Origin of the sequence: Micromonospora sp. NBC_01740 (genome assembly GCF_035920365.1) — a bacterium.
In the GTDB taxonomy this organism is placed as follows: domain Bacteria; phylum Actinomycetota; class Actinomycetes; order Mycobacteriales; family Micromonosporaceae; genus Micromonospora; species Micromonospora reichwaldensis.
Map to the genome: position 1 here is coordinate 3548464 of NZ_CP109150.1, position 16055 is coordinate 3564518.

At 72.4% G+C, this 16055-nt stretch carries 13 protein-coding genes; 4 read left to right on the top strand and 9 right to left on the bottom strand.

What is annotated here, in order from left to right; genetic code table 11:
* Nucleotides 1–87: 87 nt before the first annotated feature.
* On the top strand, nt 88–1671 hold the full coding sequence (locus tag OG989_RS16605) for a DHA2 family efflux MFS transporter permease subunit (RefSeq protein ID WP_151453071.1): 1584 nt from the start codon (nt 88–90) through the stop codon (nt 1669–1671).
* Nucleotides 1672–1721: 50 nt separating this feature from the next.
* Here OG989_RS16605 and OG989_RS16610 read toward each other — a convergent pair whose 3' ends face one another.
* From OG989_RS16610 to OG989_RS16630, 5 genes are all read right to left on the bottom strand, one after another.
* On the bottom strand, nt 1722–3599 hold the full coding sequence (locus OG989_RS16610) for an ATP-binding cassette domain-containing protein (RefSeq protein WP_327031180.1): 1878 nt from the start codon (nt 3597–3599) through the stop codon (nt 1722–1724).
* A 260-nt stretch (nt 3600–3859) separates the two neighbouring features.
* Nucleotides 3860–4342 carry an NUDIX hydrolase gene (locus tag OG989_RS16615; RefSeq protein ID WP_327031030.1) on the bottom strand — a complete coding sequence of 161 codons (483 nt, stop codon included), beginning with the start codon at nt 4340–4342 and terminating at the stop codon, nt 3860–3862.
* A gap of 84 nt (nt 4343–4426) precedes the next feature.
* Nucleotides 4427–5326: a bile acid:sodium symporter family protein gene (locus OG989_RS16620; RefSeq protein ID WP_151453072.1), complete on the bottom strand. Its 900-nt coding sequence runs from the start codon at nt 5324–5326 to the stop codon at nt 4427–4429.
* A 164-nt stretch (nt 5327–5490) separates the two neighbouring features.
* The gene (locus OG989_RS16625) at nt 5491–7017 is read right to left on the bottom strand and encodes a TROVE domain-containing protein (RefSeq protein WP_327031031.1); all 1527 of its coding nucleotides are present in this window, start codon (nt 7015–7017) and stop codon (nt 5491–5493) included.
* Nucleotides 7018–7723: 706 nt separating this feature from the next.
* Nucleotides 7724–8179: a hypothetical protein gene (locus OG989_RS16630; RefSeq protein WP_327031032.1), complete on the bottom strand. Its 456-nt coding sequence runs from the start codon at nt 8177–8179 to the stop codon at nt 7724–7726.
* Nucleotides 8180–8351: 172 nt separating this feature from the next.
* Here OG989_RS16630 and OG989_RS16635 point away from each other — a divergent pair, with 172 nt between their 5' ends.
* Nucleotides 8352–9293 (top strand): phosphotransferase, encoded by a 942-nt coding sequence (locus tag OG989_RS16635; RefSeq protein WP_327031033.1) that lies wholly within the window; start codon nt 8352–8354, stop codon nt 9291–9293.
* Between the two features lie 133 nt (nt 9294–9426).
* Here OG989_RS16635 and OG989_RS16640 read toward each other — a convergent pair whose 3' ends face one another.
* From OG989_RS16640 to OG989_RS16650, 3 genes are all read right to left on the bottom strand, one after another.
* Entirely contained in the window at nt 9427–10689 is a 1263-nt protein-coding gene (locus OG989_RS16640; RefSeq protein WP_327031034.1) for a ricin-type beta-trefoil lectin domain protein, read from the bottom strand.
* An 86-nt stretch (nt 10690–10775) separates the two neighbouring features.
* Nucleotides 10776–12329 (bottom strand): ricin-type beta-trefoil lectin domain protein, encoded by a 1554-nt coding sequence (locus OG989_RS16645; protein WP_327031035.1) that lies wholly within the window; start codon nt 12327–12329, stop codon nt 10776–10778.
* A gap of 192 nt (nt 12330–12521) precedes the next feature.
* Nucleotides 12522–13298 (bottom strand): IclR family transcriptional regulator, encoded by a 777-nt coding sequence (locus tag OG989_RS16650; RefSeq protein WP_225852366.1) that lies wholly within the window; start codon nt 13296–13298, stop codon nt 12522–12524.
* A gap of 93 nt (nt 13299–13391) precedes the next feature.
* Here OG989_RS16650 and eda point away from each other — a divergent pair, with 93 nt between their 5' ends.
* Together eda and OG989_RS16660 are read left to right on the top strand one after the other, a co-directional pair.
* Nucleotides 13392–14018, top strand: a complete 627-nt coding sequence (gene eda / locus OG989_RS16655) for a bifunctional 4-hydroxy-2-oxoglutarate aldolase/2-dehydro-3-deoxy-phosphogluconate aldolase (RefSeq protein WP_225852365.1) — start codon at nt 13392–13394, stop codon at nt 14016–14018.
* 3 nt (nt 14019–14021) lie between these two features.
* Nucleotides 14022–15116 carry a sugar kinase gene (locus OG989_RS16660; protein ID WP_151456148.1) on the top strand — a complete coding sequence of 365 codons (1095 nt, stop codon included), beginning with the start codon at nt 14022–14024 and terminating at the stop codon, nt 15114–15116.
* Between the two features lie 126 nt (nt 15117–15242).
* Here the strand turns inward: OG989_RS16660 and OG989_RS16665 are convergent, their stop codons facing one another.
* Nucleotides 15243–16043, bottom strand: a complete 801-nt coding sequence (locus OG989_RS16665; protein WP_327031036.1) for a crotonase/enoyl-CoA hydratase family protein — start codon at nt 16041–16043, stop codon at nt 15243–15245.
* Nucleotides 16044–16055: the final 12 nt, after the last annotated feature.

The window sequence follows — 16055 nt, forward strand, 5'->3', positions numbered from 1 at the left end:
GCTCGTTAGTCTGCCTGCGGACAGTGTCAGTACGTGACAGGTCGAGGCACGGCTCGCGCCGGCCACCACGGGGACCCAGGAGATTTAGTGACACAGCAATCCATCGCGACCTCGGACAAACTCGACGCCTCGGTGCTCAAGGTCGCCGGGGTCGTCGTCCTCGGCGCGATCATGTCGATCCTCGACGTGACGGTAGTGACCGTCGCCCTGCCGACCTTCCAGCGCGAGTTCAACGCGTCGTACGCCGAGGTCGCCTGGACCATGACGGCCTACACGCTCGCGCTGGCCACGGTGATCCCGCTCAGCGGCTGGGCCGCCGACCGGTTCGGCACCAAGCGGCTCTACATGATCGCCATCGCGCTGTTCACGATCGGGTCCGGGCTGTGCGCCAACGCCGACACGATCGGGCAGCTCATCGGCTACCGCGTGCTCCAGGGCCTCGGCGGCGGCATGCTCCTGCCGCTGGGCATGACGATCATGACCAGGGCGGCCGGGCCGCACCGGATCGGCCGGCTGATGGCCGTCCTGGGCATCCCGATGCTGCTCGGTCCCATCGGAGGCCCGATCCTCGGCGGCTGGCTGATCGACGTCGCGAGCTGGCACTGGATCTTCCTGATCAACCTGCCGATCGGCGCCCTGGCACTCGTCTACGCCGCACTGGCGCTGCCGAAGGACAACCCCGAGCCGTCCGAGTCGTTCGACTTCCTCGGCATGCTGATGCTCTCGCCGGGGCTCGCCCTCTTCCTCTACGGCGTCTCCTCGCTGCCCGAGACCGGCACGTTCGCCGACACCGGGGTGTGGGCGCCCATGGTGGTCGGCGGCGCGCTCCTCGTCGCCTTCGTCCTCTACTCCTTCAGGACCCGGCACCCCCTGCTCGACCTGCGGCTGTTCGCCAACCGCAACCTCACCGTCGCGGCGGTGACCATGTTCGTGTTCATCATCGCGTTCATGGGCGCCGGCCTGCTGTTCCCGAGCTACTTCCTGCAGATCCGCGGCGAGACGACGCTGGCCGCCGGCCTGCTGATGGCGCCGCAGGGCATCGGCGCGATGGTGACCATGCCGGTGGCCGGGATGCTGGCCGACCGGGTCCCCGTCGGCCGCACCGTGCCGTTCGCGCTGGCACTCATCGCCCTCGGGTTCTTCACCTTCACCCAGGTCGACCCGCAGACCTCGTACGTCCTGCTCTGCGGGTCGCTGTTCGTCATGGGCCTGGGCATGGGCGGCACCATGATGCCGATCATGACCTCGGCGCTGAAGACCCTCAAGGCGCACGACGTGGCCCGCGGCTCCACCCTGGTCAACATCCTCCAGCAGATCGGCGGGTCCGTGGGCGCCGCCATGATGTCGGTGATCCTCACCAGCGAGCTGAACGGCTCCCGGCCGATCCCGGGGGCGACCGACCCGAGCGGGGAGCCGTTGACGGAGGCCGGCCTCGCCATCGCCGTCCAGCAGCAGCCGGAGCTGGCCGAGCAGTTCCCGGTGGACCCCTCGCTCATCCAGCGTGGCCTCGACTTCGCCGCCAGCTCCTTCGCCACCACGTTCTGGGTCGCGTTCGCGCTGGTGCTGCTCACGTTCGTCCCGGTGGCGTTCCTGCCGCGCCGGCGCGAGCCGTCGCACCTGCTCGACGGCCAGCAGGAGGGGCAGCCGAAGGCTCCCGTCATCATCCACTGACGCGACGCGCCGGCCCCCGGGACGCCCCCGGGGGCCGGAGCGCCCGTCGGTCAGCGCTGCCGTGGCGCGGGGGCGTGCTCGTCGTGGGCGCCGTGGTAGCCGGCGGCCTGGAGGGCGAACAGTTCGGCGTACCGGCCGCCGGCGGCGACGAGTTCGGCGTGACTGCCGGCCTCGACCAGCGCGCCGTCGTGCAGGACGAAGATCCGGTCGGCGTGCCGGACGTTGGCCAGCCGGTGGGTGATGAGGATGGTGGTCGCCCGACCCTGCCGGTCCCGGATGGCCTGGAACAGGGCGTCCTCGGCGCGCGGGTCGAGGGCGGAGGACGGCTCGTCCATGACGAGCAGCTCGGCGTCGCGGAGGAAGCCGCGGGCCGCCGTGATGCGCTGCCACTGGCCGCCGGAGAGGTCCTGGCCCCTGGCGAACGTCCGGTCGAGCAGCGTCTCGTACCCGTCGGGGAGTTCCTGGATCATGTCGTGTGCGACGGCGCGGGCGGCGGCGGCCTCGATCCGGTCCTGCCGTGCCTCGCTCTCGACGTCGCCGACGGCGATGTTCGTCGCGGCCGTGAACGGCCACTTGTGGTATTCCTGCGTGACCACCGCGATGCGGGCCCGCAACCGGTCGAGGTCCCACTCGGGCAGGGGTCGCCCGTTCCAGCAGATGACGCCCTCGGTGGGCGCGCGCAGGGTGGCGATCATCGCGGCGAGGGTGGTCTTGCCCGAGCCGTTCTCGCCCACGAACGCCACCGTCTGCCCCGCCGTGATCGTCAGCGTCACGCGGTCCACGGCGGGGACGTCCCGGTCGGGGTAGCGCAGGCTGACCTCCCGCACGGCCAGCTCACGCAGCGGGCCGGGATCCGTGCCCGCGGCGCCCGGCGCCGGGTCGTGCAGGTAGTCGGCGGCGCGGGTCATGAACCCGGTGTAGTCGCCGAAGTGCTGGCCCTCGGTGTAGACGCGGTCGACCTGGAAGGTGGTGACGGCCAGCGAACGCTGCGCGGCCTGCACCGCGACCACGCAGGTCGCCGCCGCCGCGAGCGGGATCTGACCGTCGACGAGCAGCAGCCCGAGCAGGAGGTAGACCACGGCGGTGGCGATTCCGCCGATCACCGCCCCGACCGTGGTGGTCGTGGTGACCCGGCGGGCGAGGGCCAGCTCGATGTCGGTCTCGACCTCCATCACCCGGTCGTACTGGTCCAGCAGGAAGCGGCGCAGCCCGTAGGAGCGCAGCTCCGGCGCCGAGTCCCGCTCGGCCATCAGCCGGTGCAGCAGCCACAGCCGCCGTCGCCGCACCGAGCCGGCCGTGTAGGTCCGGTAGCGCAGGTGCCCGGCCCGCAGCGACGCCCAGGCCTTGGGCAGCGTCGCGACCAGCAGCGCCAGCAGCAGCAGCGGGTGGATGACGACGACGGCGACTGCCACGGCGAGCAGGCCGGCCAGCCCGGCGAGCAGGTTCATCGACGACTCCACCAGGTCGACCGTCGACTCGGTGCCCCGGGAGGCGCGCTCCATGTCGTCGGCGAACGCGTCGGCGTCGAACGCCTCCAGCCGTACCGCCGTGGACATCTCGAACAGGCCGCGTTCCACCTCCCGGCTCACCCGCGGGGTGAGCCCGTTCTGCGCGTACCCGGTGGCGATGCCCATGCCGGCGCGCAGCGCGGTCGCCCCCGCCAGCACGGCGAGCGCGGGCGTCGCGGCGACCACCTTCTCCGTGGTCGGGCCCCCGGCGAACAGCTCGACGAGCACCCGCTGGGTGGCCAGCAGCCCGAAGGCGGCCATCGCCCCGCCGCCGACCGTGGCGGCGGCCACCACCGAGGTCCGGAGCCGGTCGGCCCGCCAGCTGGTCCGGACCGCCGTCCAGACCAGCCGGGGCAGTTCGGCGAAGACGGTGAACAGGCCGGCTTCGGACCGCGCCTGCATCCCGGTCTCCCAGTACATCGTCCGCAGCTCCGGCAGGACCGACTGCGCCCCTGCCGGAGCCGACTGTTCCGACGTGGTGCCCCGTTCGGTGCGGGTGGCGGCTCCGGTCACGGGCGTGTCTCCTCGCTGCGCGGTGACGTGGTCGTCGGTCGCGGGTCGGGTGGCGGTGGGGGAGCGAGCTATCCGACCCACAGTATTTGCACAGCTACCAATGGTCACTGTCGACGACGCGCTGGTCCAGACCCCACGGCAGGGAAGATGGAGCGGATCCGGACGGGTCAGCTCACCCGGAAGCCGTCCTCCAGGTAGCGGGTGACGCCGTCGTCGCGCGCGGCGAGTGCCTCCGCGACCCGTCGGGCGAGCAGCGGGACCAGCCGCCCGTCGGCCTCCCGCCGGTCACACCACGACCAACTCCGCAGTTCGGCGGGCGGCAACACGATCCGGGCGGCCTGCGACGGGGTCAGCCGGCCCCCGTCGTAGACGAACATGACCCCCTCGGTCCTGGGGTGCCGCGGGGGGACCCAGTCCACGACGAGCAGCCGCCCAGGCTCGATGGCGAGCCCGAGCTCCTCACGGCACTCGCGGGCCGCCGTCCGGTGCGGAGACTCGTCCGCCTCGACGCACCCGCCGGGAATCTCCCACGACGTCTTGTACGCCGGCTCGACGAGGAGGACCCGGCCGGCGGGATCGGTCACGAGCAGGCCGGCGCCCATGCGCTTGCGGGGCAGCCCGGCCGTGAAGTCGGAACCCTCAGGCGGCATGACCGGACCCTAGGCGAAATCCGGTGCCGCGCGCGAGCGGCGGTACGGCACGCCGCCGCTCGCGCGGTGTGGCTCAGTGCCCGCTCACGCCGTCGGGGTGGGCAGGCGGGTCGGATCGTCCGCGGCCCGGGAGCGGCGGGCGGCGACGAAGCCGAAGGCGGTGGCGGTGAAGAACATCAGGATGCCGTAGATCGCCGGTGGCATACCGATGTCGGTGTTGTTGAGCAGGGCCGGGCTGAGTGCGATCGTGATGGCCAGGGTGGCGTTGTGGACGCCGATCTCGAACGACGACGCGACGGAATCCCGGTGCCCGACGCGCAGCAGGCGCGGCGCCGCGTACCCGATGGCCAGGCTGAGCAGGTTGAACAGCAGCGCGATGAGGCCGACCGCGCCGATGGTGGCGGCGAGTTCGTCCTTGACGCCGAGGACCGCGCCGACGATCACGACCATGAGGACCACGATGGAGAGGATCTTCACCGGTCGCTGCATGCGCTCGGCGAACGCGGGACGCCGCTGCCGGACGACCATGCCGATCGCGATCGGGATGAGCACCAGGGCGAACACCTGGAGCACCTTGTCGAACTGGAGGCCGAGCGAGCTGTCCGAGCCCATGAACGCGGCGACGGAGAGGTTGACGATCACCGGCAGCGTGAACAGGGCGAGTACCGAGTTGATGGCGGTCAGGGTGACGTTCAGCGCGACGTTGCCCTGGAACAGGTGGCTGAAGAGGCTGGCGGTGCTGCCGCCGGGGGAGGCGGCGAGCAGCATCATTCCGACGGCCAGCTCCGGGCGCAGGTCGGCGGCGAGCACCAGGCCCAGGCAGACGGCCGGCAGGACCAGCATCTGGCAGACCAGGGAGATGACCACGGCCCGGGGATAGGCGACGACGCGACGGAAGTCGGCGATGGTCAGGGTGAGGCCGAGGCCGAGCATGACGATGCCCAGCGCGATGGGGAAGAGCACGAGCGACAGACCGGTATTCACAGTGCTGGGCCTCCTGATCGCGGTACGCCAGGGATCACCGGAGCTTCACACCACGACGGGTGCGCCCGCATCTTGCAACGTGCGGAGACGACCGTCAATGGGCGTCGTCCACCGGCCGTGCCCCGGCGCCGGCCCCGGGCGACGGGGCCGACGCCACGACGCGGTCAGAAGGGCCACCGGTCGCGGGACCCCGCCTCGATGAGCGGAATCATCGCGAACGCGGCGTCGGAGAGGCCGCCGAACGTGTGCCGGTTGCCGGTCGCCGGCGCGTGCCCGACCCGGTATCCGGCCAGGTTCCAGGTGTACACCGGTATCCGCGCCGGCACGACGGCCGTGACGTCTGCCGCGCCGTGCCAGTGCGCCTGCTCGTCGGTGAGGATGACCACCCGGTCGTGCCGGTCGTAGTGGTCGCGCACCGCCTTCTCGGTCTGGGTCCCGGCGCCGTAGAAGTAGCCACCCTCCTTGAACCGGCGCACCGCCGCCAGCACCGACTCACCGGCGACGGCCGGGAACACCGTGCTGGCGTTGGAGAACGACACCACCGTGGCGTCCCGCGCGCGGGCGGCCAGCGCGAGGCCGAACACGGTGGCCGCGTCCCAGCAGCGCAGCGTGCCGTCCTTGCTGAACGCGCTGTTCATCGACCCCGACGTGTCGATCAGAACCAGGGTCCGCCCGTCCAGGGCGGGCACGTGCGCCAGCGCCTGCTGCAACGCCCGCTCCAACGGGTACGCCCACCGCAGGCTCGGTGCCGCGTTGTACGCCGACAGGTACCGCATCGGCAGCACGCGCGACCGGGCGACCTCGCCCGGGTCGGCCAGCCTCGCCGCCACGGCCTCGGCGACGGTGTCGCTGACGCCGGCCCGGTCGAAGTTGCGCAGGTTGCGCAGCAGCGCCAGGTAGCCCATGGTCGGGATGATCGCCTCCCACGCTGCGGCGTCCATCGCGGTCTGCCGCCAGCCCGCGAGGGCCTCCCAGGTCATGCCGGCCGCGCCCAGCACCGCCGGGTCGGTGATCTCCACGCGCCGCTCGACCGGCAACGCCATGAGCTCGGCCCGCGCCGCCAGCATCGTGAGGGACCCGGGCAGCGGGTTGTCGCGCTTGTGCCGGCGGTCCAAGGCGTGCCGGAAGAGGTCGCCCTGCCGCGCGTCCCTCGCTGTCGGGTGGGTCAGGTCGATGACGTCGCCGAACCGCACCGGGCTGCCGTCGGCGTCGTACTTGAGCAGGCTCCGCTCGTGGTACAGCCGCGTCACCGCGTCGGCGATGCCCCGCTTGACCGGCTTGGGCATCGCCCGGCCGTGGCGACCCAGCCAGTACGCGAGGGCCTCGCCCGGCTCGTCGGCCCGCTGCAACGCGGAGTCCACCACCGCCCGGGAACCGGGGATGCCGGCGGCGACCTGCGCGCGGGCGCCCTCCAGGGCGGCCACGACGGATGCGGACCGCAGCATCGCGCCGGTACGCAGCCACCGCACGAAGCGCCCGAACCAGTCGGGGTCGGCGACGGCCACGGCGGCGACCAGCTCGCGGAACCGGGAGTCCCGGTCGGCGGCGCCCTCGTAGAAGGTGTCCTCGCCGACCATGTTCGACACGCCCAGCAGGAACAGCTCGGCCCGTGGCTCGCGGACGAAGCCGGTCGCGCCCTCGGCGGTGACGGGCAGCTTGGCGCGCCGCAGCTTGAGGTTGAACTTGGCCATCGCGTACCCCGTGTGGGTGGAGCGGAAGGCGCGACCGCACCGCACACCCGAGACCAGAAGTCGGCGACGGACCTGTCCGCCGCTCTGCCGCTTGAGCCAGCCGCCCGAAGGCGGCGGAGGACTCGAACCTCCAACCTGCGGATCCCTGAAGTAACCGTCACCTGCGCACCGGGCGTGCGGCGTGGTCGCGCCTCCCGAGATCGGAGCCGGCGACGGACGGCCTCTTCAACGGGGTGCGGGCACCCCTCCAAGATGTAACCGTCGCCTTCGCACCGGGAGGTGCGGGCACGACCGTAGCGGTGGCGCCGCCTCGGGGGCAACGAGGTTTGCCGCCCGGTGACCGGGGCCGGAAATGACGGCCACGCCGCGCACCCGAGACCAGAAGGTCGACGGCGGAAGGGCTATCGCTCTGCCAGCTGAGCTACCAGCCCCGGAAGGCTGGAGGGGACTCGAACCCCCGACCCATAGATGAAGTATCCGCTGTCTACGCACCGGGTACGCGGCGCGCGCACCTCCCGAGATCGAAGCGGCAACGGAGACTGGCCCTCGCGGGCCAAGGTGACCTGGGCTGCTGGTCGACACCGCATTTCGGCGGCGGCGGGATTCGCACCCGCGTCTCCCCGTTGGAAGCGGAAGTAGCCGTTGCCTGCGCACCGGGAGGTGCCGGCCGAAGGTAGGCGACCGGTGCGGAAGTGGGCAAGCCAGTTCACTGCCGCAGCCCCAGCGTGTCCTCCTGGGTGGCCCCCGGCAACCACCGGGCCAGCTCGCGGCGTAGCACACCCGGGCCTGGCGTCATGCCGGTGAGCGGCACCACGATCTCGTACGGGCGGCTCTGCCCGTACCCGGCCCACTGCCATCGCCTCGACCAGTCGATCGCCAGGGTCGTGTCGCCGGGGCCCGACACCTCCAGTCGCTGGTCGTCGAGCCGCACCGGCAGGCGTGTCCGCTGGCTGCCTCTCGGTGGGGTTGGTAGCGGCGAGAAGTGGAAGACCGCGAGGTACGGCAGCAGCACCCACAGCCCGTCCCACCACAGCCGACCCCGCGCCAGGCTGACGAGGACCCCGATCGCTGCGGCGGCGAGCAGCCCCAGGGTCGTCCTCCGGACCAGCCGGAGGGCCGACCGTCTGAACTCGACGGTGTGGGGTTCATCGGTGCGAGTCACTGTGGCCCCTTTGCCCGGCCCGACGGGGTGAAAAACCGCAGAGGGCCGCGACCGGTCGGTCCTATCCAGCGGGCGGGGCGGGTGCCGCCACGCCGCGGAGCAGCGGTCGCTGCGTACGTCGGCACGTAGCTTCGGTCGGTTTGATGTCCTACCGTCCTGATGGACTGTTCGGATGCGGATCGAAGAACTCGAGGGCATCGCGGCGGCACTGGGCAGCAGGGTGGTGACGACATCCGTGTTGGCGGGCGGCTTCTCTCACGAGACGTGTCTGCTCACGCTTGCTGACGGCCAGGTCGTTGCCCGGTTCGGAGGAACGGACCCGGCGATCGAGGCCGGGGTCATGGCCGCCGCCCGTCGGCATGTGCCAGTTCCGGACGTCCTGTTGGTCACGCCCGGTGAGGACGAGAGCGTGCGGCCGGCGATGGTCATCGAGTATGTGGACGGCGATGCTCTGAGCGGGGTGCTCGCCAAGGGTGATCTTGGTCAGGTGGAAGCGGGTGAGCTGGGGGCTGAGGTCGGAAGGGTCGTCGCGGAGGTCGCTGTGGTGGCGTTCGACCGACGAGGCTTCTTCGTCGACGCGGACCTCACCGTCAAGGAGGAAGACCCGTGGTCGCAGCAACTGGTTGAGGTCGTCGAGGCTTGTATGGCCGCGGTTCCCGAGGGCCGGCTCGACGGCGAGACGCGTCGTGCCTGGGCGGAGTTGTGCGCGGCTCACTCGTCGGCGCTGGAAGGCGTTGACGGTCACACCCGGCTGGTGCATGCCGACATCAACCCGAAGAACATCCTGGTCTCTCGCGTGGGCGGCGGTTGGCGGGTGGATGCGCTGCTCGACTGGGAGTTCAGCTACTCCGGTTGCCCGTATGGCGACGCCGCGAACATGGCCCGGTTCGGCGCCGACTATCCCGCCGGCTTCCTGGACGGCTTCCGCGCGGGATTCGCTGAGCAGCAGCCTGCGGACCTGCCCCTGGTCGAGGACTGGGCCTACGTGGGGCGGGTCCTGGACATGTTCGCGTTGAGTGACCTGGTGACTCGCCCGGTGGGGCACGCCGTTGCTGACCAGGCGGCCGAGCAGGTCCGGCGTTGGGTTGGGTGTGGCGTGCCGGACAGGGTGTGACGTGTGCCTGGTCGTACACCAGGCGGTCGAACGGGGACAGCAGCGCGGTACGGCCGCTGAGGGGGCGCGAGCCGGCAGGGCCGGTCGAGGCGGTGTGCCCCGGCCGACCCTGCCGGCGTCCGCGTCGAGGGGATCAGACGCGGGACCACTTCTGGTTGGCGTCGCCCGTGCAGTCCCACAGTTGGAGCTTGCCCCCGTTGCTGGGGTTGCGGTCCCGTACGTCGAGGCAGCGGTTGGCGCTGAGGTTGACCAGGTCACCGGCGGCGTTGAGCGTGAAGCGTTGCGCCGGGTTGCCGTTGCAGGTGACGAGGTTGACCTCGGTGCCGTTCGCCGTGCCGGCCCAGGCCGGGTCCATGCACTTGCCCATCGCCCGGATCGTGCCGTCGGAGGCGAACGTCCAGGCCTGCGCGGCGGTGCCGTTGCAGTCCCAGATCTGGAGCTTGGCCCCGTCGACCGGGTTGGCGCTCGGGATGTCGATGCACCGACCGCTCAGCGCGCCCCGGATGGCGTTGGTGCCGGTCGGCGGGTTGCCGCCCGAGGTGTAGCCCGAGACGCGTACGTAGTCCACGAGCATCTGCTGCGGGAACTGCGTGGAGGCGTCGGGGTAGCCCGGCCAGTTCCCGCCCACCGCCACGTTGAGGATCATGAAGAACGGGTGGTCGAACACCCAGCGGTTGCCGCCCAGCCGACCCGGATCGACCCGGTGGAACTCGACGCCGTCGAGGTACCAGATGATGGAGTTCGGTTCCCAGTCCACCCGGTAGGTGTGGAAGGTGTCGGCGAGTGGCTGGCCGATGGTGCGGCTGCCGGTGATGCCGCCGCCACCCGAGTAGCCCGGGCCGTGGATGGTGCCGTAGACGGTGTTCGGCTCCCGGCCGATGTTCTCCATGATGTCGATCTCGCCCGCGTTCGGCCAGCCCACGCCGCCCATGTCGTTGCCGAGCATCCAGAACGCCGGCCAGATGCCCTGACCGCGCGGGATCTTGATGCGGGCCTCGAAGCGGCCGTACGCCTGGGTGAACGTGGCCGCCGTCAGCAGCCGGGCAGAGGTGTACTCGCACCGGCCGTAGTGGCACTGGTAGTTGGCGGGGTTCTCGCGGCGGGCGGTGATCACCAGGTTGCCCTGGCCGTCGTGCACGGCGTTGCTCGTGCTGTTGGTGTAGTACTGCCGCTCGTTGTTGCCCCAGCCGCCGCCGCCGATGTCGAAGCGCCACTTGCTCTGGTCGACGGGCGTGCCGGCGGAGGCGTTGAACTCGTCCTGCCAGGTGATCCCCCCGATGGCGGCCTGCGCCGGTTCGGGGTGGACCGGCACGGAGAGGGCTGTGGTGGCGGCGATGATCGCGGTCGCGGCGAGGGCGAGCGCCCACGGCCGGCGGCGGGTACGGACTCTGAACATGTGGGACCTCCTTGGAGGATGCCGGCGCGATGTCTCGCGCGGACGATCGGCCGTTCGGCGTGGGCGCGACGGCGGACGGGTGCCGGTCAGCCGCGACGCCACTTCTGGTTGGCGGCGCCGAGGCAGTCCCACAGGTGCAGGCGGGCGCCGTCGGAGTTGTTCCACTCCTTGATGTCGACGCACTTGTTGGCCTGCGGGTTGACCAGGTCACCGGCGGCCGAGAGGACGAACTGCTGGGCCGGGTTGCCGCTGCAGTTGGCGATCTGGATGACCGCGCCGTTGGCGGTGGACCCCCACGCCACGTCCATGCACTTGTTGTTCTGGGTGCGCAGCGTGCCGCCGGTGAAGGTCCACGACTGCGCGCCGGTGCCGTTGCAGGTCCAGGTCTGCAGGGGCACGCCGTCGGAGAAGTTGGAGTTCGGCACGTCGATGCAGCGGTTGTTCCAGTTGCTGATCAGCCGGCTTCCGCCGCCGCCACCGGTGGTCACCAGGGACAGCCCGTAGACGCCGAGGATCTCGTTGACCGGCTGGAACCAGGTCGTGCCGCCCGTGGAGCAGTTGCCGGAACCGCCGGAGGTGACGCCCTGGGCCTGGTTGCCGGAGATCCAGGCCCCGCCGGAGTCGCCGCCCTCGGCGCAGGCGTTGCTGCGGGTCAGGCCCGACACCGCACCCTGCGGGTAGTTGACCGTCTCGTTGCGACCCAGGATGGTCCCGCAGCGCCAGCCGGTCGTACGCCCGGAGCGGCAGACCGAACTGCCGATCGCCGCGTCCTGCGAGCCGGCGACCGTCACGTTGCCTCCGGCGTAGTTGTTCACCCAGGGCTGCGGCGTCCAGGAGCCGTTGGTGCGTACCCACCCGTAGTCGTTGCCGGGGAACGACGACCCCGCGAACGTGCCCTGGGAGACGTTGTTGAAGCCGAGGGTCGGGCTGCCGACGCCCCCGCAGTGGCCTGCGGTGACGAAGCCGCCGACGACCGCGAAGCCGACCGAGCAGAGGGTGTTGCCGTTGATCACGTACTGGTCGCCGCCGCGGATGTCGTAGAGCGGGCGGGGCGCGTCGGTCGCGGTGACGACCCGGATCGCGTCCGCGGGCACGCCGCTGGCCTTGGCGTACGCGATGGCCTTGTCGGCGGCGCCCGGCCGGACCGTCACGACCACGCTGTTGCGGGCGACGTCGACGTGCCAGCCGCGGACGTCGCGCGGGTCGGCGGCGGCGGTGCGCCGGTCGAGGGCGCGCTTGACCGCGTCGAGGGTGCGCTCGCTGCGGGCGACGACCGTGACGTCGGCGCCCTCGGCGCGGACGTCCGTGGCGAGGGCCGCATCCGTGACGGCGACGGTGAGGCGCTGCCCGCCGGGCGGGATCCACGCGCCGGCGAACGCCGGGCCGAGCTTTGCCCGCAGGCGCCGCTCGACCACCGGCGCCGCGGCCTCGGTGCGCAGTCGTTCGTCGACCTGGGTGGGGGTGAGGCCGAGGTCGCGGCGCATCGCCTCGACCAGGGCGGGGCTGGGCCCGGCAGTGGCCGCCTCGGCGCGGTCCGGGGCGGCGGGGGACGTGTCGCTGGCGTGGCCCGCCGCCGGGGTCAGGCCGAGGAGCAGCAGGCCGGCGGCGGCGGGGACGAGCATGCGCAGTCTTCGAGACAAGAGGGTTCCTCCCGGTGCGGCGGGGGTGGCAGACGGATCAAGAGAGCGCTCTCTGAAAGAAGTCTGTCGATATCTCGACACATCTGTCAAGAAGGTTGCCAGTTGTGGCCCGCACGTCGCCCTCGGCGACGGCCGGTGCGCGCCCGCGCCGGGCCCGGCGGTGGGCGGCGGGGGCGTCGAAGCGGCGTCGGATCAGGCGGGGGAGAGCAGGCCGCGCGCCGCCTGGACCTGGTCGACGGCCCGGCGGAGCGCGGCCACGATCCGGTCCTCGCCGGCGGCGCCCAGCCGGGCCACCGGCACCGACAGGCTGATCGCGTCGGTGGCCGGCGCCGCCAGGGGTACGGCCGTCGCGAAGCAGACGATGCCTTCGGTGTTCTCCTCGCGGTCCACCGCGTAGCCGTGCTCCCGGACGGCGGCCAGCTCGGCGCGCAGCGCGTCGGGGTCGGTGACGGTGTGCGGGGTGAGCGCGGGCAGCGGCCAGGTCAGCAGCCCGTCGAGCGCGTCGTCCGGGCGCTCGGCGAGCAGCGCCTTGCCCAGGGCGGTGGCGTGGGCCGGCAGTTGCCGGCCGATCGCGCTGTAGAGCCGCAGCGGGTGCACCGACTCGCGCTTGGCGAGGTAGACGATGTGCGCGCCGTCCAGGCGTCCCAGGTGGACGGTCTCGCCGAACTGCCGCGACAGGTCGTCGAGCACCCCGCCGAGCAGGCCCACGGTGTCGTCGCTGGTGAGGTACGCGGCACCGACCTGGAGCGCGCGTACCCCGAGCCCGAAGCGGGTGCCGGTCGGGTCGCTCTCGACCCAGCCGCGCTGGGCCATGGTGCGCAGGATGCCGTGCAGGCTGCTCTTCGGGATGTCCAGCGCGCGGGCCAGGTCGACCAGCGAGCGCCGCTGCGGCGAGGCGGCCAGCGCCTCCAGCACCTCCAGCGTCCGGGTGGAGGACTTCACGGGCTGGAACCCGCCGGGCAGCGTCATGGGCGCCACTCTAGCGGGGTTGACAGGCCGGGCGGCAGCGCTAGGGTCACATATGTGACTGGCGTACAGAATGATGAACAGAGACCTGCGGTCGTGGCGACCGTCGGCGCGGCCCGGATCCTGCCGGTCGTCGTGCTCGACGACGCCCGCGACGCCGCCCCGTTGGCCGAGGCGCTGGTGCGCGGCGGGCTGCCCTGCGCCGAGGTGACCTTCCGCACCGACGCCGCGGCCGAGTCGATCCGCGTCATGTCCGAGCGGGGCGACCTGCTCGTCGGCGCCGGCACCGTGCTGACCCCGGCCCAGGTCGACCGGGCCGTCGAGGCGGGCGCCCGGTTCGTCGTGACCCCCGGGTTCTCCCCGGCGGTCGTCCGGCGCTGCCAGGAGGCGGGCGTGCCCGTCTTCCCCGGCGTCGCCACCGGCACCGAGATCCAGATGGCCCTCGACGCCGGGCTCGACACGGTCAAGTTCTTCCCCGCCGAGCAGCTCGGCGGCGTCGCGATGATCAAGGCGCTCGCCGCGCCGTACCGCTCGGTGCGGTTCGTCCCGACCGGCGGGGTCAACACCGCCAACCTCGCCGACTACCTGGCCCTGCCCGCCGTCCTGGCCGTCGGCGGCACCTGGATGGTCGCCCCCGACCTGATCGCCGCCGGGCGTTGGGACGAGGTCGCCGCCCGCACCGCCGCGGCCGTCGAGGCCGCCCGATCGACCGTGGAGGCCTGAGCCGTGCTGTCCATCCGTCCGGCCGGCGAGTGCCGGTACGACCTGGTCTCCCTCGGCGAGATCATGCTGCGGCTCGACCCGGGCGAGGGCCGGGTCCGCACGGCCCGCACCTTCCGGGCCTGGGAGGGCGGCGGCGAGTACAACGTGGCACGCGGCCTGCGCCGCTGCTTCGGGCTGCGGACCGCCGTGGTCACCGCGTTCGCCGACAACGAGGTGGGCCGGCTGCTGGAGGACCTCGTGCTCCAGGGCGGGGTGGACACCTCACTGGTGACCTGGCTGCCCTACGACGGGGTCGGCCGCGCCGTGCGCAACGGGCTCAACTTCACCGAGCGCGGCTTCGGCGTCCGGGGCGCCGTCGGCACCTCCGACCGTGGCCACAGCGCCGCCAGCCAGCTCCGGCCCGACCAGGTGGACTGGGACCACCTGTTCGGCACGCTGGGGGTGCGGTGGCTGCACACCGGCGGCATCTACGCCGCCCTCTCCGAGACCACCCCGGAGACGATGGAGGCGGCGATGGCCGCCGCGGCCCGGCACGGCACCGTCGTGTCGTACGACCTGAACTACCGGCCCAGCCTCTGGAAGGCGGTCGGCGGGCAGGCCCGCGCGCAGGAGGTCAACCGCCGGCTGGCCCGGTACGTCGACGTGATGATCGGCAACGAGGAGGACTTCACCGCCTCGTTGGGCTTCGAGGTGCCCGACACGGACGCGTCGCTGTCGGAGCTGGAGGTGGCCAACTTCCAGCGGATGATCGAGGCGGCCACCAAGGAGTACGACAACTTCAAGGTCGTCGCCACCACCCTGCGTACGGTGCGCACCGCCACCGTCAACGACTGGGGCGCGATCGCCTGGGCCGACGGGCGGTTCGTCGAGGCGACCCACCGGCCCGGCCTGGAGATCATGGACCGCGTCGGCGGGGGCGACAGCTTCGCCTCCGGCCTCATCTACGGGCTGCTGGAGAAGGGTGACCTGGCCACGGCCGTCGAGTACGGTGCGGCGCACGGCGCGCTGGCGATGACCACGCCCGGCGACACCTCGATGGCCAGCCTCCGGGAGGTCGAGGCGCTCGTCCGGGGCGCCGGCGCGCGCGTGCAGCGCTGACCCGCCGACGGCCGACCGGCCCGGGAGCGGCGCGGCTCCCGGGCCCCGGCGGCGGTCCGCAGTGCACGACGCGGCCGGCCGGCGGCCAGCACCCACGGCGGGGCCGTCACCGGCTGCCCGTCCCGCTCACTCCCCGGTGAAGTGCGGTTCGCGCCGGTCGAGGAAGGCCCGGACCGCCTCGTCGTGGTCCCGGGTCTGGTGCGCCAGCGCCTGCATGGCGGCGGAGAGCTCCAGCAGGCTGTCGAGGCTCTGGTGCTGGGCCTCGCGCAGCAGCTTCTTGGCCATCCGTACGGCGTGCGGAGGGTTCGCGGCCACCCGGTCGGCCAGCCGGCGCGCCTCGGTGAGCAGTTCCTCGTGCGGCACGACCCGGGAGACCAGCCCCCACTCCAGGGCGGTGGCGGCGTCGACCCGGTCCCCGGTCAGCGTCATCTCGGCGGCCCGGGCGGCACCGACGGCACGGGGCAGCAGCCAGGCGCCGCCGTCGCCGGGGATGATGCCGAGCTTGACGAAGCTCTCCGCGAAGAACGCCCGCTCCGAGGCGATCCGCAGGTCGCACATGAGCGCCAGGTCGCAGCCGGCGCCGACGGCCGCTCCGTTCACCGCAGCGATCAGCGGCACGTCGCACGCGTACATCGCCCGGGGGATCCGCTGGATGCCGCGACGGTAGCCGTCGCGCAGCTCGTGCGGGGCGCCGCCGAAGAGGCCGACCCGGTCCGCCATGTCCTTGACGTTGCCGCCGGCGGAGAAGGCGCTGCCGGCGCCGGTGAGGATGACCGCCCGGACCGCCCGGTCGGCGTTGACCGCGTCGACCCGGGCCACCAACGCGTCGATCACGTCGTCGCCGGAGATGGGGTTGCGGGCCTCCGGCAGGTTGATCGTCCACGTCTCCACGGGACCGTCCCGCTCGACGAGAACCGGGTCGTCCACGCGTGTCTCCTC